The 20,781-nt window shown below is 69.9% G+C and carries 16 protein-coding genes, 1 tRNA gene and 1 pseudogene; 3 read left to right on the top strand and 15 right to left on the bottom strand.

Annotation, left to right across the window (positions count from 1 at the left end; all coding sequences use genetic code 11):
- Positions 1–118: 118 nt before the first annotated feature.
- From E1J50_RS18440 to E1J50_RS18430, 3 genes are all read right to left on the bottom strand, one after another.
- Entirely contained in the window at positions 119–1,204 is a 1,086-nt protein-coding gene (locus E1J50_RS18440) for a cytochrome-c peroxidase (RefSeq protein WP_132255291.1), read from the bottom strand.
- Between the two features lie 107 nt (positions 1,205–1,311).
- Positions 1,312–1,887 carry a sigma-70 family RNA polymerase sigma factor gene (locus E1J50_RS18435; RefSeq protein ID WP_207919238.1) on the bottom strand — a complete coding sequence of 192 codons (576 nt, stop codon included), beginning with the start codon at positions 1,885–1,887 and terminating at the stop codon, positions 1,312–1,314.
- The gene (locus E1J50_RS18430; RefSeq protein WP_132255290.1) at positions 1,884–2,111 is read right to left on the bottom strand and encodes a NepR family anti-sigma factor; all 228 of its coding nucleotides are present in this window, start codon (positions 2,109–2,111) and stop codon (positions 1,884–1,886) included. Before E1J50_RS18430 ends, E1J50_RS18435 begins: the two co-directional genes overlap by 4 nt.
- A gap of 345 nt (positions 2,112–2,456) precedes the next feature.
- Here E1J50_RS18430 and E1J50_RS18425 point away from each other — a divergent pair.
- Positions 2,457–2,532, top strand: a tRNA-Thr gene (locus tag E1J50_RS18425).
- 432 nt (positions 2,533–2,964) lie between these two features.
- On the opposite strand, the gene E1J50_RS27460 is transcribed toward E1J50_RS18425, so the two are convergent.
- The 3 genes from E1J50_RS27460 to E1J50_RS18410 form a co-directional block, all read right to left on the bottom strand.
- Positions 2,965–4,062 carry a helix-turn-helix transcriptional regulator gene (locus E1J50_RS27460; protein ID WP_165937912.1) on the bottom strand — a complete coding sequence of 366 codons (1,098 nt, stop codon included), beginning with the start codon at positions 4,060–4,062 and terminating at the stop codon, positions 2,965–2,967.
- 163 nt (positions 4,063–4,225) lie between these two features.
- Positions 4,226–5,653, bottom strand: a complete 1,428-nt coding sequence (locus E1J50_RS18415) for an Ig-like domain-containing protein (RefSeq protein ID WP_132255289.1) — start codon at positions 5,651–5,653, stop codon at positions 4,226–4,228.
- Positions 5,654–5,764: 111 nt separating this feature from the next.
- A complete protein-coding gene (locus tag E1J50_RS18410; RefSeq protein WP_132255288.1) occupies positions 5,765–6,688 on the bottom strand; it encodes a hypothetical protein in 924 nt (307 codons plus the stop codon).
- Between E1J50_RS18410 and E1J50_RS18405 the strand changes: the two genes are divergently transcribed.
- Positions 6,687–6,974, top strand: coding sequence for a hypothetical protein (locus E1J50_RS18405; protein WP_310345490.1), 288 nt, complete (start codon positions 6,687–6,689; stop codon positions 6,972–6,974). The two genes, E1J50_RS18410 and E1J50_RS18405, sit on opposite strands and share 2 nt — an antisense overlap.
- A 418-nt stretch (positions 6,975–7,392) precedes the next feature.
- On the opposite strand, the gene E1J50_RS18395 is transcribed toward E1J50_RS18405, so the two are convergent.
- The 8 genes from E1J50_RS18395 to E1J50_RS18360 all read right to left on the bottom strand — a co-directional run bounded on the left by E1J50_RS18395 (position 7,393) and on the right by E1J50_RS18360 (position 19,471).
- Complete coding sequence (locus E1J50_RS18395) at positions 7,393–9,147, bottom strand: ATP-binding protein (protein ID WP_132255286.1); 1,755 nt, start codon at positions 9,145–9,147, stop codon at positions 7,393–7,395.
- Entirely contained in the window at positions 9,137–9,466 is a 330-nt protein-coding gene (locus E1J50_RS18390) for a circadian clock KaiB family protein (RefSeq protein ID WP_245516636.1), read from the bottom strand. The genes E1J50_RS18395 and E1J50_RS18390 overlap by 11 nt, the downstream gene beginning before the upstream one ends.
- The gene (locus tag E1J50_RS18385) at positions 9,463–9,804 is read right to left on the bottom strand and encodes a circadian clock KaiB family protein (protein ID WP_132255285.1); all 342 of its coding nucleotides are present in this window, start codon (positions 9,802–9,804) and stop codon (positions 9,463–9,465) included. The genes E1J50_RS18390 and E1J50_RS18385 overlap by 4 nt, the downstream gene beginning before the upstream one ends.
- Complete coding sequence (gene kaiC / locus E1J50_RS18380) at positions 9,801–11,492, bottom strand: circadian clock protein KaiC (RefSeq protein ID WP_207919237.1); 1,692 nt, start codon at positions 11,490–11,492, stop codon at positions 9,801–9,803. Before kaiC ends, E1J50_RS18385 begins: the two co-directional genes overlap by 4 nt.
- 228 nt (positions 11,493–11,720) lie before the next feature.
- Positions 11,721–12,953, bottom strand: a complete 1,233-nt coding sequence (locus tag E1J50_RS18375; RefSeq protein WP_245516635.1) for an HAD-IIIA family hydrolase — start codon at positions 12,951–12,953, stop codon at positions 11,721–11,723.
- The gene (locus tag E1J50_RS18370) at positions 12,950–13,489 is read right to left on the bottom strand and encodes an SIS domain-containing protein (protein WP_425374947.1); all 540 of its coding nucleotides are present in this window, start codon (positions 13,487–13,489) and stop codon (positions 12,950–12,952) included. Before E1J50_RS18370 ends, E1J50_RS18375 begins: the two co-directional genes overlap by 4 nt.
- A 71-nt stretch (positions 13,490–13,560) precedes the next feature.
- A complete protein-coding gene (locus E1J50_RS18365) occupies positions 13,561–14,616 on the bottom strand; it encodes a GHMP family kinase ATP-binding protein (protein WP_132255283.1) in 1,056 nt (351 codons plus the stop codon).
- A gap of 58 nt (positions 14,617–14,674) precedes the next feature.
- Positions 14,675–19,471 (bottom strand): glycosyltransferase, encoded by a 4,797-nt coding sequence (locus E1J50_RS18360; RefSeq protein ID WP_165937911.1) that lies wholly within the window; start codon positions 19,469–19,471, stop codon positions 14,675–14,677.
- Positions 19,472–19,804: 333 nt separating this feature from the next.
- On the opposite strand from E1J50_RS18360, the gene E1J50_RS18355 reads away from it, so the two are divergent.
- Entirely contained in the window at positions 19,805–20,242 is a 438-nt protein-coding gene (locus tag E1J50_RS18355) for a hypothetical protein (RefSeq protein WP_132255281.1), read from the top strand.
- 19 nt (positions 20,243–20,261) lie between these two features.
- Here E1J50_RS18355 and E1J50_RS27455 read toward each other — a convergent pair.
- A pseudogene (locus tag E1J50_RS27455) lies at positions 20,262–20,781 on the bottom strand (hypothetical protein); the annotation flags it as partial.

Here is a 20,781-nt window from a genome sequence, read left to right as displayed (position 1 = left end):
GTGAGTTGTGTGCAGAGCCGGGACAAGCCCGGATCTCGACGACATTTCGTGCGGGAACGCCTTGCAAGGCCGGGGCGCCCCGGCCGCTGCGATCCGGGCGCCGGGACAGGGGCCACAATCAGGGGCGCGGCGCGTCCACGGTCAGGTCGGCAAGGGCCGGAACCCGGCCGGGCTCCGACGAGAGCGTCCTCAGGAAGGCGAGGAGGTCGGCCTTCTCGGACGCCGTGAGACCGAGGGGTCTGATGTCGGCGGAGCGGCTCGGCCGCTCGATGCCGCCGCGGTCGTAGAGGTCGATCACCGCCTCGAGGGTGGGGACCGACCCGTTGTGCATGTAGGGCGCGCGCCGCGACACCTCGCGCAGGCCCGGCGTCTTGAAGGCGAAGCGCAGGGCCGGCGAGGTCGGGAAGAAGCGTCCGCGGCCGACATCGGCGCCGGTCGCCGTGCCGATGTCGTGGAACGAGCCGTCGCTGAACGACCAGCCGCTGTGGCAGGCGGCGCAACGCGCCTTCCCGTTGAACAGGTCGAAGCCGCGCTTGGCCGACTCCTCGACCGCGCCTTCGTCGCCCGCGATCCAGCGGTCGAAGGGGGCCGGCCGCGACACGATGAGGCGCTCGAAGGTGGCGAGCGCGGCCTCGACCCGCTCCCGGGTCACGGCCGGATCGGGGAAGGCCTCGGCGAAGGCGCGGGCGTAGCCGGGATCCTCGGACAGGCGGCTCAGAGCCTCGGCCACCGGCAGGTTCATGTTGCCGACCCCCGTGATGGGGAAGAAGGCCACGCTCTCCAGATCGCGGAACTTCCCGTCCCAGCCGAGACGCTCCTGCCAGGCGATGGTGAGGAGGCTCGGCGTCCGGAGCTCCATGTCGGTCGCGTTGAGATCGAGCGAGCGGGCGCGCCCGTCGCCCCAGCCGAGGCCCGGGACGTGGCAACTCGCGCAGGAGCGGTTGCGGTCGCCCGACAGGATCGGGTCGAAGAACAGCCGCCGGCCGAGCTCGGCCTTCACCTCGGTGTAGGGGTTCGCGTCGGGGAAGGGGATCGCGGTGGGCGGGCGGTACCCGCGGCGCCAGAGATCGCGCTGGGCGGTCGCGCGGGAGGCCGTCTCCTGCCGTGCGGCAGCGCCCTCGGGAGCGGGACTGACCGCGGCCGAGCCCGCCACCCAGACCAGCACGAGGAGCGACGCCAGCGCGCCGCCGACCTTCCACGCCATGACCGACCTCTCCTCCGCCCTCTACGATGCAACCCGTTGAGGATCGGTGAACGGATCGTTGCGGCTTCGTGGCGAGGCGCGTTTCCGGACCGTATCCGGTCGTGCGCTCAGCGCGTGTCGAGCGCGGCCCGGGTCAGGCCGTCGGCGCCGATGTCGTCGGTCCCGTGCATCCCGAGCGCCTCGATCAGGCGCAGCCGCGCCCGGCTGACCCGGCTCTTGATGGTGCCCACGGCCACGCCGCAGATCTCGGCGGCCTCCTCGTAGGTGAAGTTCTGCGCCCCGACGAGCACCAGCGCCTCGCGCTGCGCGAAGGGCAGCAGGTCGAGGGCGGCCTGGAACTCCCGCATCTCCACGCGCACCTCCTGCTCGGGCAGGCTGGTCAGCCGTCCCGCCAGCGCGCCGTCCGCATCCTCGACCTCGCGCTTGCGCTTGCGCTGCTCCGAGTAGAACAGGTTGCGCAGGATGGTGAACAGCCACGCGTAGAGGTTGGTCCCCCGGCGGAAGCTGTCGGCCTTGGTCCAGGCGCGCACGAGGGTGTCCTGGACGAGGTCGTCGCTGCGGTCGAGATCGTAGGTGAGCGAGAACGCGAACGCCCGGAGCGCCGGAATCGCGGCGAGCAGGAGGTCGCGCATCTCGGCGTCGGCGCCGTCGGGCGTGCCCACGGGTGCGGCAATCTGCATCATCGCGAGGGCTCCTCGGGCTTGGTGCGCGTGGCGAGATCCGCGAGCAGCGTCTCGAAGCGCGGCGGCAGCGGCTGGGCGAGCACCTCGGCGTAGAGAGCCCGCAGGCTCTGCCCGATGCGGCGGCGCGCGATGGGATCGAGCCGGCTTTGGCGCTTCGTCGCGTCCGCGGCCGGGATCTGGCCAGCGGCCGAGTCGGTCAGCCTGTCATCGGGATCGCGCGTCATCACCGCCCTGCGAGAGGATGCGGCGGCCTCGGAAGTCCCGCCCCTGCACTGTGCCGATGCGGGACGCTCGCCGCCCTGTGGCCGCGGTGCTATCGAGATGGGATTTAACGCGTTCTGAAAAAAGCATTCATCGGGCCTTCAGCCGGCATTTGCAGCCGAAGACCTGGCAATTTTCACGTCAGCTTGGCCGAATACACCTTGACGCGCAGCAACGCGCGGTGACGAGCCTTCCTGTACTGCCACGCTTGAACCCCGCCTGAACGCCGGGCCGGCCCGGCGCCGCGCCATTGCGGGCGCCCCCGGGCTTGCACGGGAACGGATGCGCTGCTAGCGCAAGCGGGTTCAGCCGGTTTAGCTCAGCTGGTAGAGCAACCGCCTTGTAAGCGGTAGGTCGCGAGTTCAAGTCCCGCAACCGGCACCATTTTTCCGGATCCGAGTTGAAACTTCGCTGTTGCGTTTCGACTCGCTTCCCGAATTCCCCCTGGCGCAATCGCAAATTTCCATCGAACCGGCCCTGTGCCGGCACTGTGAAGCACAGGTTCGATCGCGCTCAGGAAGAAGCCCTCGCCCAGCAAGCGGCCGATCGGGTTGTGGCCTACCGGGAGCGAAGTCGGCGTCGCGCGGAGCGCAGCGGGAAGCAATTCGAAATCGTGACGATCCAAGACTTGGCGGCGGACGAGGACGAAATTGAGAGCCTCACGGCAGAGGGCTTCGTCGCACCCAAGTTTCCTGCATCCTGCATCGAGCGCTCAGAATAGAAGACCGCAGATGGTTGCTGAACCATTCGATAAGGCGACGGTGTTCTAGGGGTGATCGAGGTTCTCGGATTGGCGTGGGCGGTCAGCGGACATGCTCAGGGCCTGCGCCTGTTCGTCGGCGCCATTCCGGCCAGCAGCCCGACGAGTTCGGCCTGCCGGCGGGTTCCGGTCTTGGCCAGGACGGATTTGAGCTGCGTGCGGATTGTGTTGACGGAAACTCCGGCCTGCGCGGCGATCTCCTCGACCGTGCGGCACGCAGTCAGTTCGCGCGCCACCCGGGCCTCAGCCCCGGTCAGGTCGAACAATCCGGACAGGACGGTCAGGTCCGGTGCCTCACCCAGGGCGACGGGCGTGAAGATCACGATCGCCGAGGCTGCATTGAACAGGTCCGCCGCCGCGCGCCGGACCGGCAAGACATGTAGGATCAGGGGGCCACGCTCCTCTGTGGCGGGAATTGGGATGGAGCAGATCGAGGTCGGCCGCTTCGCCGCGAGAGTTTCCAACGCCGGCGCCAGCAGGCGGTCCGCTTTCGGGTTGTTGAGGGTCAGCCGGCGCGCTTCGCGGATGGTGCTCCCGAGAAGAGCTGAGCAGCCGTCATTGACCGCCAGCACCTGCGCCTGCCAGCCCAGGATTGCCGCAGGTATGTTGACGACATCGAGAACCTGTGCGGCGACCTTTACGGTCTGAAGCCTGAGCCGTGCCGACATGGTAGCCGCACGGGCGAGATGCGGACGCAGTGTGTCGAGGCGGGCGACGATGTCGCCGGTGATCGGACCGCGCGAGAAGGCACGCTCCACGTTGAAGATGAGGCGGTCGCCGCTGGGCACCGTGATGGCGCTGGCGACGCCCCAACCAAACCCTCTCGGACGCAGGAAATCGCGGAAGACGGGCTCCGTCTCCATCTCCTCGGCGGTGTAGACATCGAGATCGGTGAGGAATCCGGCATGCTGCTTGGCGAAGAGGCGGGCCGCCCGATCAGTCCGAGCCGGCCATCCTTCAGCAACGTACTCGGCGGTTCCCGCTTCGAAGCCCGGAGAGGTGACATACCGGAAGTCGTTCCCGTCGGTCGTGAAGAGAAGTGCACCGTCTCCGCCGCCAAATCGCATCAGTTGCGAAAGCACATTTGGCCACATCTCGGGTATGACCGCGGCCTCGTAGATATGGTCAACGAGGCCGCCCGAGTCGATTTCCACTACCCCCTCCGAGCACTCCGATTGCATAAGCAAGTCTTCGAGACTTCGGAGTCCGACTTGCACATCCCTGCGCGGCCGGCAAGCTGGAAGCGGTCACGGCGTCGTGAAAGCCTGCCGCGGCGAGCTCGGCAGGCTGGAGACGATCACGACATTTCCGGGATGATCAATCTCCGAAGAATGTCCGTCCCTCGCTCGCTCCGAACTGCAGGTAATGCAGCAGAGGATCGACGCCCGCCTGAGCCACATCCGGATTGGCTTCCAGATAGAGCGCAGCGTTGAACTGCAGTCCCGTGAACTCGGGCGATGGAGTGGGGTCGCGTCCTTCCTTCCAGCCGAAGAGATGGTAGTGTTCGAGCGGGTTCACGCCGGCGGCTTGGACGTCTGGATTGGCCTGCAGATATGCATCCGTATCGAAGAAGGCGTTCGGATCCCGTCCTTCCTTCCACCCGAAGGTCGCGTAGTGCGTGGCGGCATCGACCCCGGCAGCTGCCACGTCAGGGTTGGCCAGGGCATAATAGGCCTTATCGAAGCCCGACGAATTAATGTCGCTCGGTTGACCGACCGCCGCGTAGGTCTCGCGTCCTTCGGCGCGACCGAAGGCCTCATAATGCCCCAAGGGGCTGATCCCTGCCTGATCGACATCGGGATTGTGCTTCAAGTACAACTGCGTATCGAAGTCGGCTGATGGGTCGCGCCCCTCCTTCCACCCGTATTGATCGTAGTGTGCCCGCGGATCGACGCCGGCGGCGCGAACGTCGGGGTTCGCTCCCAGGTAGCCGGTGGGCGAGAACGCGACGTCCTTGCCGAGGGCCGGCTGATCCGAGACGACAACGAGAACCTCAGCCGTTGCCGTCCCCTGACGACCATCGGAGATGACGTATTTGAACGTGTCGTTTCCGGTGAAGCCCGCGTTCGGAGTGTAGATCACGACACCGGAGACGGCATCGTAACGGGCGGATCCGTGATCCGGATCGTCGGCGAAGTAGCCAAACGAGATCTTGTCGCCGTCACGATCGCTGTCATTGGCGAGCACGTCGATCGCCACGATTCTCCCTGGCGCTGTCCTCGCGATGTCCGCGACCGCATTGGGGTTGAAGTTGCTCGGCAGCGGATTCGTCGGGGATGGATCGGCAGGCGGATTCGACGGCGGTTGAGGGTTCGGCGCTCCGCCTGTCGTCTTGATGTTGATGGTGTATGGCCCGACCGCATTGAACACACGGAAAGTGGTGAGCTCATCGGACCCTATGGTGATCGTGGTCGTCAGGCTCGCGTCATCGCCGCGAATGAAGAACGACGAATCATAGTTCGGGCCGGAGGCGCTCAGATCAGCGTAGGTTTGTTCACGGCGACCGAGTTCGAGGCTCCTCCCCCCACCAATGACCTCGAAGGTGATCTGCGCTTGCTTGGGGACCGCGCCCGCAAAATCCTCTGGCTGGCCGGCGGTATCGATGACAAACCAGTCGGCGTTCGCGTCGCCCAACCCAAGGAATTGCGCGCTGCCGGAGGCCAGGGACAGCACAGGATAATTATCGAGATTGGTATCTTTTGCGCGGTCGTTATAAGACGATATTGAGCTTTGCGGCAGAGACATGCGGCCCTCCACATCAGGTTAGAACAGACATCTGAGACAGGAAGTCGTTCAGCACGCACGTCGGCGCGGGAACTACAGTCGGAGTCTGTATCTTTGTGCCGGGACGCCGCATCACCCAAATGAGTGAGGCCTGTTGCAGATTGTACCTTCGGCGTCTTTGAGGTCGCCGGTTGCCTCGCCAAGATGGGCGACGAGGATGGTGAGTCCCACCACAGAGAACCGGGCGGGCCGAAGTTCATGAGGGTACAATGCCGCTGGGACGGCCGGCGGCGCCAGCGTGCCGGCACCGAACAGGATCGCGCCGCAGATCGCGGTGAGGCAGAGATAGCCCACAATGCGCAGGGTCATTGGAGTGCCCGCAGGGCGAACAGCTCGTACCTTCATGGCGAGCGTCACGACGCCAGCCAGGAAGGTAGCCGCCGTGCCGCAGACCCACGTCAGCACCTTGGCGGCCGTGCAGGACGAGTTGATGAAGTCGACGGCGCCGTCGAGGGTCTTGAGTTCGCGATCGTTCTTGGCGTCGACCCACTCGCTGGTCTCGGGCTTCAGGCTGATCAGCTTCTCCAGACGCTCGACATCGCCTTCGCTGAGCGAGCCGAACCATTTTCGGAGGTGCGGCGGAAAGCGCACGGTGCTGTGATCGTCGTCATCATCCCTGTCGTAGGCACGTCGGATTTCGTCCTCTCCCAGGCCGGGCTGAGGAAGCCGGCAATTGCTCCCGCACTCGCCAGCCCGCCAGCGGCCTACCTTGCCGGCCAAGCCGAGCCACCGGTGAACGGGGCTCCCATGTTCACGGCCAGGAATAGGGCCGCATTCGTCGGCCAGTCGTTGGCCAAGGCGTTCCGGTGCAACCGGGCGAAGGCCTTCCCAGGCGATCAGCGCACGCTGATGGATATGCGACGTTCTGGCGCAATCGAGGGCAATGCCGGCAACGTCGATGCCGGCGCGCTCGGTGCGACGATGGCGAACTCGATCGCGTCCGCCCGCGACCTCCAGCTGCCCTACCAACCCGTAGATCCAGCGACCGTCGCGCATGCCGACGAGGCCCGCTCTCCGGTTCCACGACGGCAAGACCGGCCGGCCCGCTGGCGAGATGCCGGGAGGTGCTTATATCGGCACCATGACCAACGACATTCCCCACCCGTACGAAATCGAAGTCCTTCCTCTCGAGATGCCGGCCGGCGCGTATCGCTGGGTGCTGAGGCGCAGCGGCAAGCTGCTGGAGCGGTCGGACCGGCCGCATGCCAGCGAGGAGAAGGCGTGGGCGAGCGCCGTGAAGGCGATGGAGAGCGACCTGACGCCGAACGGGCGGCGCCGCTAGTCGGACGCGAAGGCCGCGAACAACGCGGCCCGTCCGTGGGTTGAGGTGCCGGCCTCTCGATTCACGGAGCAGAACCCGGTGCGCCTCTCACTTACCCTTGCCGTCGTCCTCGGTCTCTCCGTCGCGGGGCCTGCCCTGGCGCAGGGAACGCTCGAAGGCCCGCGCGGAAGCGGCGACAGGGCCGCCGGGACGAGATCGGATCCCCGCCAGGATTCCCCGCCTGCCCCGGCGCCGAACGGGGTGGGCAATCCGAGCGGCGCGTCCGTGCCCGGCTCCACCCCCGGCGTGAACATCGGGGGCACGCCCACAAGCGGGCCGCCCGGCACCGGCGGCACGGCCGGCGGTCCCGGCATCGGAAACCGGTGAGGCCGCCCGGGAGAGGGCGCCGTCCTCGCCGTTCCGCCCCGTCGCGGCTGGGTCAGGTCCGGCCGCGACGTCCCGCAAGGACGACGCGGCTCAGGACGTGGGAGAGCTGCTCGACCGAGTAGGGCTTGTGCAGCAGCTCGAAGCCGTGCGTGCCCTCCCTGGCCAGCACGTGGCTGTAGCCGCTCGTCAGCACGATCGGCAGGGCAGGACGTCGCCGCCGGATCTCGTTGGCGAGATCGACCCCGTCGCGCCCCGGCATCACCACGTCGGAGAACACGACGTCGAAGCGGAAGGGAATCCGCTCCAGCTCCGACAAAGCCGCCCCGGCGTCGCGCACCCACACGGTCGAGTAGCCGAGCTCCTCCAGGGTCTGGGTCGCGAAGCGGCCGACCTCCGGATTGTCCTCGACGACGAGGACGCAGGTGCCGTGGCCGTCGATCGGGACGTCGTCCCGGTCGGCGGCGGGCGACGGCGCGTCGGCCGGCATCTCGGCCCGCGGGAGGTAGAGCGTGAAGGTCGTGCCCCGGCCGACCTCGCTCAGCACCAGCACCTCGCCGCCGGACTGCTTGGCGAAGCCGAAGACCTGGCTGAGCCCGAGGCCCGTCCCCTGCCCGACCCCTTTGGTCGTGAAGAACGGCTCGAAGATCCGGTCGAGGATCGCGGCCGGGATGCCGGTGCCGGTGTCGCTCACGGCGACGGCGACGTAGGAGCCCGGCACCGCCGGCTGGCCCCGGGACGCGGGGATGCCCTCCGTCGCCTGCACTGAGATCGTCAGCTCGCCCGCGCCGTCCATCGCGTCGCGGGCGTTGACGGCGATGTTGACGAGGGCGGTGTCGAACTGGCTCGGATCGACGTGGACGCAGCAGGCCCGGTCCGGAAGCCTCGTCACGACGTGTACCCGCGCTCCGGTCAGCGTCCCCACCATGTCGCCGATCGCCGCGACGCTCACGCAGGCATCGAAGGTCTCCGGCTTGAGGGCCTGCCGCCGGGCGAAGGCGAGGAGCTGCCCCGTCAGCTTCGCCGCGCGGTCGACGGTGTCGGAGATCGCGAGCACGTAGCGGCTGCGCCGCTCCTCGGCGAGATCCCGCCGCTTGAGAAGGTCGGTCGACGACTTGATGACCGTGAGCAGGTTGTTGAAGTCGTGCGCGACGCCGCCCGTCAGCTGGCCCACCGCTTCGAGCTTCTGCGATTGCCGCAGCGCCTCCTCGATCCGCTCCCGCTCGGCGATCTCGGCCGTCAGCCGGGCATTCGCCTCGGCGAGCTCGTGCAGGCGGCCGCGCTCCTCGGCGAGATCGGTGAGGACCCCGCAGAGGAGCGGCTCCTCTCCGTCGCGTTCCAGCCGGCTGAGCGAGAGGTAGACCGGGCGCGGCGCGCCACCGTCGTCGCGCAGGGCGATCTCGCCGCGCACGGGCGCGCGCAGCGCCCCCTCGAGCAGTCCCGCCAGGACCGTCTCCTGGCCGGGCTGGACGAACAGGCCGAGTGATCGCCCGATCAGCTTCTCCTGGGCCACGCCGAGGATCGCGGCGAGGCGCCGGTTGCAGTACAGCACCGTCGCGTCGGGGCTCAGGGTGAGCGCTCCCTCCTGGATCTGCTCGATCAGCACCCGGTAGGGCCGATCGGCATTCTCCAGGGTGTAGACCAGACGCTCCCCGTTCGACCCCTCGACGACCACCGCGTCGAAATCCCCCCGGCGGATCGCCGCGAGGGTGTCCTCGCTCTCCTCCAGGCGCGCCTCCAGCTCGCCGATGCGGGCCCGGTACTGGGCGGGCGTGAGGTCGGACGGCGGCGTCGGAACGTCAGCTGTCATCGGCACCCTTCGCCGCCGGAGAGGTCAGGCCGAGCCCCTGCAGGATGCGGCGCTCGTCCGAGAGGTCGCCCGCGATCCGGCGCGCCGGTTCGGGGCGAAGCCTCACCAGGGTCGGTGCCGCGAGCACGCGGTCGGCTTCCGCGAGCGCCTGCTGCTGGTAGATGTCGACGATCTCGAGGTCGTAGGGGCCGTCGATATGGGCATCGCAGACGCGGCGCACCGTCTCGATGGTGCGCCGGGAGCGCGGCGAGGTGCCGGCGATGAACAGGCGCAGGAGATAGCGGTTCCCCCCATCCCCAGGCGTGCCGCCCGCGCTCAAGGCCCGTCGGCCTTCGGGCGGATGTCGAGGCCCACCAGCACCTTCTCGGTGTTCGACAGGTCGCCGATGATGCGCTTGAGGGGCGAGGGCAGGCGGCGCACCAGGGTCGGGATCGCCAGGATCTGGTCGCCCGCGGCGAGCTGGGGGTTCTTCAACAGGTCGACGACCTCGATGTCGTAGCGGCCCGCCAGATGCTCCTCGCAGAAGCGCTTCAGGTTCGCCATCGCGGAAAGCGACTTCGATGTCTGCCCGGCGACGTAGAGGCGCAGGTGGTAATGACCGGGGTCGAGGTCCGCCTCGGTCGCCGGCTCCGCCGGATCCTGTGTCCCGCCGCTCATCGTGCCGCACTCCGCCGCTTCGCGATCGCGCGACGCTCGCTCTCGATCGTGGTCTCGCGCGCCTCGGTCTCGCCGAGCAGCAGGCGCTCCTCCTCCTCGGTCGCCTCGAGGCTGGCGTGAAGCTCGGCGATCTGGCGCTCGATGGAGTGGCGCCGCCGGGCCACCTCGCGCTGGCGCCGCTCGCTCTCCTGCTGGCGCCGAAGGGTGGACGCCCGCTCCTCGGCCTCCTGGACGGCGCGGGCGGTGCCCGTGAGCACGCCGGCCGGCCCGATATAGGCCTCGACGAGCGCGATGCCCTCGTCCGACATCAGGAACTCGCGCACCTGATGCGAGTGGCTCATGCCCCGCGCCTTGATGACGTAGAGCGTGCGGGACCGCTCGCCGTTGGCCTCAACATTGAGGAGCTTGACCCAGGCATCCATCAGCGAGGACACGCCGAAATCGTCGGTGAGGTCGACGGCGCCGTCGATGCGCAGGCTCGTGAACACGGCCGTGATGCCGCGGCTCTTCAGAAGATCCACCATGCGCAGGATCGTGGCCTGCATCTCGGTCGCCGGGCCGCGCAGCGCCGAGAGCGGATCGACCACGACGAGGCTCGGCTCGAAGCGGTCGAGGTCGCGATGCATGCGCGCCAAGTGCATCTCAAGGCCGAACAGGCTCGGCCGCGCCGCCTCGAAGCGCAGGAGCCCGGCCTCGACGTGCCGCCTCAGGTCGAGGCCGATCGAGCGCGCGTTCCGGCAGATCTGGTCGCCGCTCTCCTCGAAGACGAAGGACAGGCAGCGCTCGCCCCGCTGGCAGGCCGCGTCGATCATGCTGGAACTGATCATGGTCTTGCCCGTCCCGGACTCGCCCGAGATCAGGATGCTCGACCCGCGGTAGAAGCCGCCGGGCTCCAGCATCCGGTCGAGCCCCTCGATGCCGGTGGAGACGATGCCGGCGGGCGCCGCGTAGTCGAGGTCGGCCGAGGTCACCGGCAGGACGCTGATGCCCTCGGCGTCGATTAGGAACGGGTACTCGTTGGTCCCGTGGGCCGAGCCGCGGTACTTCACGACCCGGAGGCGACGCGTCGTGATCTGGTCCTCGACGCGGTTGTCGAGCAGCACGACGCAGTCCGAGACGTATTCCTCAAGCCCCTGCCGGGTGAGCTGGCCCTCGCCCCGCTCGCCCGTGATGATCGCGGTGAGGCCGCGCTCCTTGATCCAGCCGAACAGGCGGCGGAGTTCCGCGCGCAGGATCGAGGGATCCGTGAAGCCGGAGAACAGGGTCTCGATCGTGTCGAGCACGACGCGCTTGGCCTTCACCGTGTCGACCGCGTAGCCGAGGCGGATGAACAGGCCGTCGAGGTCGTACTCGCCGGTCTCCTCGATCTCGCTGCGCTCCACGCGCACGTGGTCGATGGCGAGCCGGCCCTCCGCCACCAGACGGTCGAGGCCGTAGCCGAGGGAGGCCACGTTCGAGGCGAGATCCTCCGCCCGCTCCTCGAAGCTCATGAAGACGCCGGGCTCGTCGAACTGCGTCGCGCCGTTCACGAGGAAGGTCGTCGCGAACAGGGTCTTGCCGCAGCCGGCCGACCCGCAGATCAGCGACGGCCGCCCGGCCGGCAGGCCGCCGAAGGTGATCGCGTCGAAGCCCGCGATGCCGGTCTTGACCTTGGGCAGGGTCGGGGGCGGAACAGGGTCGGACGCCACGATGTGCTTCTCTGCGCTCTCGCTCGGCTCACCGCCGAACGCGGCCGGCCTCGAACATGAGGTCCAAGCTTCCGGCCGCCTGCGCCAGCCTGGTCCGCGAAGATCGCGTAATGCAAAGCCTCGCCCACGGCAACACGGCGCCCTGGGAGCCGGAACGCTGGCTTCCACGCCCCGGCGGGCGCAGGCTCCGGGAGGCCCCCGCCCCGCGCGGACCGGCCTACGGCCGGATCAGCGCCTCAGGATCCGGCCGACGAGGCGGTCGAGCGGCTCGGCGGGCTCGCACCTGAAGGCCGTGATCCCCGCCGCGCGCGCCGCCGCCAGGTCGCTCTCCCGATCTCCGATCAGGAAGCTGCGCGCCCGGTCGACCGGCCAGTGCCGGCACAGATCCAGGATCATGCCGGGGGCGGGCTTGCGCCAGTCGCAGGCCGCGGCGTAGCGCGGCACCGTTCCGTCGGGATGGTGCGGGCAGTAGCGCAGATCATCGATATGGGCGCCGGCGGCCGCGAGATCCTCCGCCATGCGCCGGTGCAGGCCCCGAACCTCCTCCTCGCCGTAGAAGCCGCGGGCGATCCCGGCCTGGTTCGTGACCACGAAGACGTAGAAGCCCGCGTCGTTCAGGCGCCCGACGGCCTCGATCGCGCCCGGGCGCCAGCGGAAGCGGTCCCAGCTTCCGACATGGCCGAGATCCTCGTTGAGGACGCCGTCGCGGTCGAGGAAGGCCGCGCCCCGGCATCGGGCGTCGGGCACGGCACTCTGGGCCTGCGCGTAGGCGGCCGGCACGCCGATATCGATGAAGAACCCGCCATAGGGCTTCGCGGCGACGCGGCCCTCGGCGACGAGGCGGGGCAGCACGGTCTCCTCCAGCGAGGCCGCCGGCCCGATCCCCTCCACGGCGGAGCGGCGCACGAGGGAGACGCCGCCGTTGACGAAGCCGGGGCCCGGTCGTTCCGGTCGCGCCGCGAAGACGGTCACCTGGTCGCCCTCGCGGAGCACGGTCCCGTAGCGTGAGGCATCCTCCACCTCGCGCAGGGCGAGCACGACGTCCGCCCAGGGCCGCGCCCGGCCCCAGGCCAGGAATGCGAGGAGGTCGAGGTCGAACCAGCTGTCCCCGTTGAGGAGGAGGAAGCTCGGATCGAGCCGTTGCCGGGCGTGCCAGAGCGCGCCGCCGGTGCCCGCCCGGGCCGGCTCGACCGCGACCTCGACGGCAAGGCCGAGGCCGGCCCGCGTCTCGGCGGCGAAGCGCTCGACCGCCTCGGAGCGGAAGCTCGCCAGCAGCAGGAGGCGCCTCACCCCGAAGCGCCGCAGCTCGGCCGCGAGATGGTGCAGGAAGGGCGCGCCTCCGACCGGGAGGAGGGGCTTCGGCGTCTCCCTCGTCAGCACGCCGAGCCGCGTTCCGGAGCCGCCGCACAGGATGACGGCCTGGACGAGCCCGTCCCCGCGCGGGACGGCGTCGGCGCTCACGCGGGCGACCCGAACATCGCCTGCTCGACGAGGCCGCAGATCACGTGCGCGGCGGCGATGTGGACCTGCTGGATCAGCGGGGTCGAGCGGGATGGCGCCGCGACGGAGATCGCGCACAGCCGCCCGAGCTCCGTCTCGCCCTCCCCGCAGAAGGCGACCGTGCGGATGCCGCCCGCGTTGGCCGCCTCGACGGCGCGCAGAACGTTCGGCGAGCGTCCCGAGGTCGAGATGCCGACGAGCACGTCGCCGGGGCGACCGAGGCCGCGGACCTGACGCTCGAAGACGCGCTCGAAGCCGTAATCGTTGCCGATCGCGGTCAGAACCGAGGTGTCGACGGTGAGGGCCAGGGCGGCGAGGGGAGCCCGGTCGAGGTTGAGGCGGGAGACGAACTCGCCGGCGATGTGCTGCGCGTCGGCGGCACTGCCGCCGTTGCCCGCGAACATCAGCTTGCCGCCGCCGCGCAGGCAGGCGACCATCAGGTCGGCCGTCGCGGCGAGGCTGTCGAGGAAGGCGTGGGAGCGGGCCGCCGCCTGCATCACGCGCACGGAGGCGGCGAGATGGGCGTCCATCGCCTGCCGCCGCGGCCCCGAGGCGGGCAGGCTCCCGGTCAGCTCGCGCGGGGCTGAAGCCATGTCTCCACTCCCTTGGAGGTCAGGTGGACGGGCGAGGCCTGACCGCCCGCCCGGTTCAGGCCCTCGATCAGCTGGCGCCGGTCCTCCGGCGCGACGAGGAACATCATGAATCCGCCGCCCCCCGCGCCCGAGATCTTGCCGGCGCGCGCGCCGGCGGCGAGGCCCGCCTCGAACAGGGCGTCGAGGGCGCCGCTGGAGACAGCGCCGGCGGTCCTCTTCTTCGAAGCCCAGGATTCCGCGAGGATCTCGGCGATCCGGCCGATCTCCCCCGACAGGACCGCCTGCTTCATGTCGATCGCGGCCGATTTCAGCGCGAACAGCGCGTCGAGCGCCCGCGCATCGTGCCGGCGCATGTTGGCGGTCTGCTCGCGGATGATGCGCTCGGAATCCCGCGAGGTGCCGGTGAAGCAGAGGACGAGCGAGGCCTCGAACTCGTTCAGGATCGACCGATCGACGCGCAGCGGATTCACGATCGCCCGCCCGTCGCCGAAGAACTCGATGAAGTTCATGCCGCCGAAGGCCGCGGCGTAGTGATCCTGCCGGCCGCCGTCGAGGCGCAGCCGAACCCGCTCGATCTCGACGGCGAGACGGGCGAGGTCGTAGAGGCCGAGCGGCTCGCCGCCATAGACCCGGAAGGCTTCGCAGATCGCCACCACCAGCGCCGAGGACGAGCCGAGTCCCGAGCCGGGCGGCGCGTCGACCACCGTCGTCAGCGTCAGTCCCCGTCCGACCTCGACGCCGCGCGCGGCGAGGCCGCCGAGGAAGTGGTTGTAGGTGCAGCGGTGCAGCCTCAAACCGTCGTCGGTGTCCAGCATCGCGCCCGCGCGGTGCTCCTCCTCCCGGCCGATGTCGCGGGCCCGAAACACGGTTCGCCCGTCGTCACGCGGCGCGATGAAGGCGTAGGCGTAGCGGTCGATGGTGCAGTTCAGCACCACGCCGCCATACGCGTCGCAGAAGGGGGACAGGTCCGTCCCGCCTCCGGCAAGGCCCAGGCGGAGCGGCGCCCGGCTGCGGATCGCCCTCTGCGTCATGGGCAGGCCCCGCGCGTCCCCGCGCCGGCGTCGCGGCCCCTCCTCCCGATCGGTATCGTCACGGCGCAGACAGACCCCGCATCACCGGGCCGAGCTGCCGGAGGAGCTTGGCCGCCGTGTACTCCCGCTCGACGAAGCCGATCGCGGCCTGGGCCCGCTCGAGCGCGCCCGCGCGGTCGTCCGCCGCCCGCGCGACGCAATCGGCGAAGTCCTCGGGCGTCTCGGCGCAGAGGGCGAGCTGTTCGCGGGACGGGATGCCCTGCAGGCCGACCGGGGTCGACACGACCGGCACGCCCTTCGCGAAGGCCTCGATGACCTTTCCCTTCACCCCTCCGCCGAACCGGAGGGGAACGATGGCGACGGCGGCGTCCGCGTAGTGGGCGGCGAGCTCCGCGTCGCTGATCGGTCCCGTCACCTCGGTATCGGCGCCGGTCAGGGCGGACACTTCTGGCGGCGGGTTCGAGCCGACGATCGTGAGGCGGATGTCGCGGCCCCGGCTGCGCAGGAGAGGCAGGACTTCCCGCGCGAACCAGAGGATGCCGTCGACATTCGGCGCGTGCGTGAAGCCCCCGACGAAGAGCAGGCGGCGCGGGTCGCGCCCGGGGATCGTCGAGGCCGCGTCCCGTGCGGCCTCGATCTCCTCCCTCCCGAGCACCCAGGCCGGCACGGCGATGACGGCCTTGCCCGGCCCGCACTGCTCCGCGACGAGCGCCCGCTCCTCCTCCTGCGGGTACATCACCACGTCGCTGAGATCCGCCAGACGCGCCTCGAGGGTGCGGAAATGCTCGGACAGGCGCAGCACCTCTTCGCTCCCGCCGAGCTCGTGCTCGAGCATCAGCCGGCGCCAGTGCAGGTCGTGCCCGTAATAGAGGATCTGCAGGCCGGGATGCCGCTTCACGGCATCCACGTAGTGGATGGCGATGTGCGGCCGGCTGAGCAGGACGCATCCGATCCAGCGGGCGTGCTCGGAGATCCACTGGTCGAAGCGGCCGACGTAATCCGGCCCGTAGACGACCTCGATGCCCATCTCCTGGAGCGGGCGGGCGTAGATCGGGTCCTGGTGCAGGTTGTCCGGCCAGAACACGACGTGGAAGCCCCAATCCACGAAGGCCCGCAGGAAATGGATCATGGTCCGCGAGCCGGCATCGCGGTCCCATTGCGGCACGTAATGGTCGACGACGAGGAGATGGGGCCGCCCCCGCGAGCGGTCCCGCGCCAGGAAGATGTCGGTCGCGTTCGGCAGATGCTCGGTCTCCAGCGTGCGCGCCCAGCGGGCCAGCAGCTTCTCGCGGTTGACGAGCTGATACGCCTTCAGGCCCTGCCCCTCGTCCCGCCCGTGGCTGCGGCCCTCGTGGTGGATCACCTCCGCGACGGGTTGGTAGAGGGCGCGGTAGCCGGCCGCGCGCACGCGGAAGGCGAGGTCGGAATCCTCGCAATAGGCCGGTGCGAACAGCGGATCGAAGCCGCCCATCTCGTCCCAGACCCGCCGGGGCAGGAGAAGGGCGGCGCCGGAGCAGTAATCGACCTCCTTGACGTAGTTGTAGGCCGGGCCGTTGGGGTGGCTGCCGCGACCGAAGTTCCAGGCCGAGGCATCCCTCCAGAGGATGCCGCCGGCCTCCTGCAGCGTGCCGTCGCCGTTCAGCAGCTTCGCGCCGACGATACCGGCCCGCGGGTCCCGCTCCGCGAGCGCGACGAGGGCGTCGAGCCAGCCGGGCAGCGGCAGGGTGTCGTTGTTGAGGAACACGAGGTGGTGCCCGCGCGCCTCGCCCGCCACCGCGTTGCACGTGCGCAGGAAGCCGACATTCTCCTCCCGGCGGACGAGCCGGACCCGGCCGCCCAATCCCGCAAACACTTCGGGCGTCGCGTCCGTCGAGGCGTCGTCGCCGATCAGGATCTCGAAGCTGCGCCGGCCAGCCTGCTCCAGCACGCACGCGACGCAGGTCATCGTGTAGAGGAGCGCGTTGTGAACGGGCACGACGATCGTGACGTCGATCGCAGCGTCGAGGGGAGGCAGCGCGGCCGCGGCGGCCGCGATGCGCGCCGACAGGTCGTCGCGGTCCCTTGAACGGGCGAAGGTGTTCGGGTCCTCCGCGTAGAGATCGATGATCCGCATCAGGCCGTGGAGGCGCTCGACCGCGCTCGCGCCGTAGCGGGCCTCGACGTGCTCGCGCAGGGTATCGGGCAGCCAGTAGACGGCATTCCGGTCCCGCGGCGTCGGCGTGTCCGGGATCGACATCTCCGCCGGGGGCCGGTTCTGGCCGGCGGGCATGATCGGCACGTCGAGCCGCAGCCCGTCGCCGTCGAGGAGTGCGACGAGGGGGTTCCGGCGGCCCCGGTCGAGATCGGGCAACGCCTCGGCGAGGGCGCGTTCGGAGAGGCGGTCGCTCGGGGACCGGCCCTCCGCCGCGCCCTCGAGGACGTAATGCAGGAGGGGATTCTCGGCCGCGCCGGCGGCGTCCCGGTTGCAGCGCACGTAGTGCCACGCGTCGAACAGGGGATGCGTCTGCCGGTGCTCGGCGCCGCCGAAGCGCAGGAAGTGGCTCAGGGGGCTCAGGCCGGCCGCGGCGACGTCGGGGTTGCGGCGCAGATAGTAGGCCGGGTGGAAGAGCGGATGCGGACTGCGCCCCTCCGCCTCGCCACGGGCGAGGTAGTGCAGGAGCGGGTTGATGCCGGCCTGCGCGAGCCCCGGCACCTGGGCGAGGTAGCGCTGCCCGTCGAAGAGCGGATGCGGCTGCAGGCCGAAGGCGTCGGGCGTGCCCAGGTAATCGAGGAGCAGGTCGGGGCAATCGTCGGCGGCCGGCCCGCGCTGGCGGGCGTACCAAGCGGGATCGAAGGCCGGGTGCGTGCGACGCCGCTCGGCGGCACCGTGCTGCAGGTAGTGCCACAAGGGCGGCAGACCGGCCGCGGCCACGTCGCCGTTCACCGCGCGGTAGTAGTCGGTGTCGAACAGCGGGTGCGGATCGCCCTCGGCGGAGCCATCGAGGAAGGCGATGAGAGGGGCTTCGCCCTCGGGCACCTGTCCCCTGCGCCGGAGCCAGGCGGAGCTGAAGAGGGGGTGCGGGTCGCGCTCCTCGGCGAGGCCGACGGCGAGGAAGTGATCGAGGGCGGCCGCGTCCCCGAGGCCGGCGGCATCGGCGTAGGTGCGCCCGTACCAGCCAGGGGAGAACAACGGCCACGCGAGGAGTGCCGCGCGGATGTCGCGAAGCCGGCGGCGCGGCGGTGCGGGGCGCCTCGTCCGAACGCTCCCGGTGCCCAGCAGGGCGTCCCGTTCCAGGCCGGCCTCGACGCGAGGACCGGCGGCGAGGAGTTCGGAGAGGGCGGCACCGCGCTGGTGCAGGAGGCGGACGCGGCGCCCGAACGCGGCCGCCGCGGCGGCATGGGCGAGGCTGACTTCTTGGACCTTGGCGCCGAGGTCGCGGCGCTGCTGTTGCAGGTGCAGAAGGGCCTCCTCCTGCTCCGCCTCCCGGGCGCGGGCTTGCGCGACCGTCTCCTCGGCCTCGGCGAGTGCCCGCGTCAGCGCGCACCACTCCGCCGCGAGGCCGGCCGCGGCGGCGCGCTCCTGCTCCGCAGCGAGCTCGGCGGCGGCCCGCTCCCGCTCCGCCGCGGCGAGTGCCACCCTGAGGTCGGCCGCCTCCCGTTCCGATCGCTCGCGCTCGGCATGCGCCAGCGGCACGGCCTCGAGGACGGCGCGTTCCGCGCGCAGCCCCGCGACCTCGCCCACGAGGCGTCCGATCTCCCCGTGGAGGTGCGCGCGATGCTCGGCGGATTCGGTCAGGCTCAGGCTGAGCTGACGCAACTCGCCGAGCGCCGCGGCGTCTCGCTCGGACTGGCGGCCCATCGCATCGGCGCGACCCAGGAGAACCTCGTGATTCGCGCGCAGCAGCGTGAGCGCCGCCTGCACCGCATCCCGCTCGGTGACGAGTTGCTCGACGCGGGCGGCGAGCCTGCGCTCGCGGTCCAGGAGGGGTTCGAGCCCTGCGGCGGCACGCTCTTCCCCCGGATCGGTCCAGGCCCGGCCGGTTCCCTCAGGAGCGAAGCCGGGTCCGGCGATGTCCTCTCGGGTGACGTCACTTTCGGCGATGCCGTCATGGGCGATACCGTCATGGGCAATACCGTCATAGGTGAGGGCCTTTCGCAGGATCGTCATGCGAATCCGGAAGGGTGAGACGGCGAGGATCGGGGTCAGGGGCAGCCGCTTCCGGCGCGGCGCGATCAGGGCCTCGTAGGCGCTGCGACCCTCCTCGACGGAGCCGACGAACACGGTCGGGATGCCGATCGAGCCCGCGAAGTCGCGCCACTTGAAGGGACTGTCGAGGTGGCCGCTGTCCCAGAAGGCGAAGGGCACGTCGTAGGCGTGCGCGACGATCGCCGCGTGCAGCGAGCCGCAGAGGACGAAGCGGGCGGAGGCGATCGCGTCGATGGTCGCCCGGAGCGACGCCACGCCCGGGGTTATGCGCGGGACCAGCACGGTGTCGGCGCCCGACATCGCGGCAACCTCGGCCTCGGACCGGGCCGAATCGTTGATGTGCGGAACGCAGACCGTCCGGCCCGCCGTGTGGCTGTCCCGGCTCGCCTCGTGGACGAGGGGCAGGAGCAGCGCCGTGTCTCCGAGGACGGTGTCCGGCGGCAGCCCGAGCACGTCGCGGCTCAGCGGACCTCGCACGCCGTAGAAGCGGCACCGGGCCGCGATGTCGGCGTCGAGCGGCTGCTCGTCGCGCAGGCCGCATCCCCAGAACGCCACCGTCGCGTCCGGCCCTTCCGGCAGGCCGGCCAGATCGCCCCGCGCGAGCCAGCTCGCGATGCAACTCCCGATCACCCGGTACGTGGACGCCTGCCAGAGCGGATATTCCAGCACGCGCTCGACCAGAAGTTCGGAGATGTGATCTCCGAAGTTGACCGATCGTCCAGGTGTATCCGGTATCCAGTATTTGACTTGTCGTTTCCATTCCTGCAAGGAAATGATCACTCCTCAAGCTGAGTCGGGGCCGTTCATAACCCTCACTCTTGGCACTGTAAACAAATGATAATCTGTTAATTTTATTCATATGACTCAAAAACACTATCCGGAAGGAATTTTTCGATATCAATTGGACACTTTATGCGATGCGGCGCGAGAAAATACTGAGTTCGCTGAGATGTCGATCGCGCTGATCACGGCGCACGGAACGCCACAGGGGAGCCCGCTGCCATGACGATCCCTCTGCGAACGGGGCAGGCGATCCGGTTCGGAGCCGGGGAAGCCGGCCTCCGCGCGATCGGGACGGGTTGGTCCGCCCCCGAGCCCGGTCAGGTCTGGTCGGACGGGCCGGAAGCCTGGCTGCATCTCGGCCTCGGGCACGTTCCGAGCGGATCACGGCTCGTGATCCACGCCTCCCCCTATCTGGGGGACGGCAGCGACCATCAGCCGGTGCTGCTCTTCGGCAACGGGGCCTTCCTCCATTCGGGCCGCCTCGAGCGGGACGGAACCCTCGCCTGCTCGATCCCGACCTACCTGACGCCGGGCCTGATCGCGTTCGGCCAGCTCGACCTCGCCTTCGCGCTGCCCGGCTGCCGGATCGACCGCGGCGGCGCGGATTCGCGCAGGCTCGGCCTCGCGCTGCACGCGCTTCAGTTGCAGGCCGCCTGAACGGGGCCGCCCGCCCCGATCAGCGACGCAATTCGAGCGGCGCGGGTGCCGGCGGCGGGGGCAGCGCCACGACCGGGCGCGGCAGCACCTCGCCGACGCCGAGCCAGCTTCCCTGCACGGCCCGCTTGAGGCCGGGCAGGTCGTTCCCGTCGATCGCCGCCAGCGGGAAAGTGTCGAGGCCGAGCGAGGCGTAGACGTTGGCGCGGGCGTTCTGCACGGCGGCGTGGGCGAGGTCGTACTTCACCTCGGCGACGAGCGTGTTCATCTCCTCGCGGATCAGGGTCTGCTCGCTGATCGAGTCGGCGGCGGCCGAGGCGCGCAATTGGCCGACGAGGCGGCGCTGCACCCGCCGGAACTCGGAGGCCGTTCCGTATTCCTTGAGCGCCAGCGCGTGCCGGATGCGGCTCACGTGGACCTGCGTCATCACCGCCATGGTCACGGCGAGCGCCCGCTTGTCGAGGAGCTGGTCCTGCGCCCCGACGAGCGCCTTGCGCTCCGGATACTGGAACACCCGCATCAGGTTCCAGCTCGCCCGCGCG

The organism is Methylobacterium segetis, from assembly GCF_004348265.1.
GTDB lineage: Bacteria > Pseudomonadota > Alphaproteobacteria > Rhizobiales > Beijerinckiaceae > Methylobacterium > Methylobacterium segetis.
Note: the sequence above shows the minus strand (reverse complement) of the source record. Positions and strands in the feature narration are given on the sequence as shown.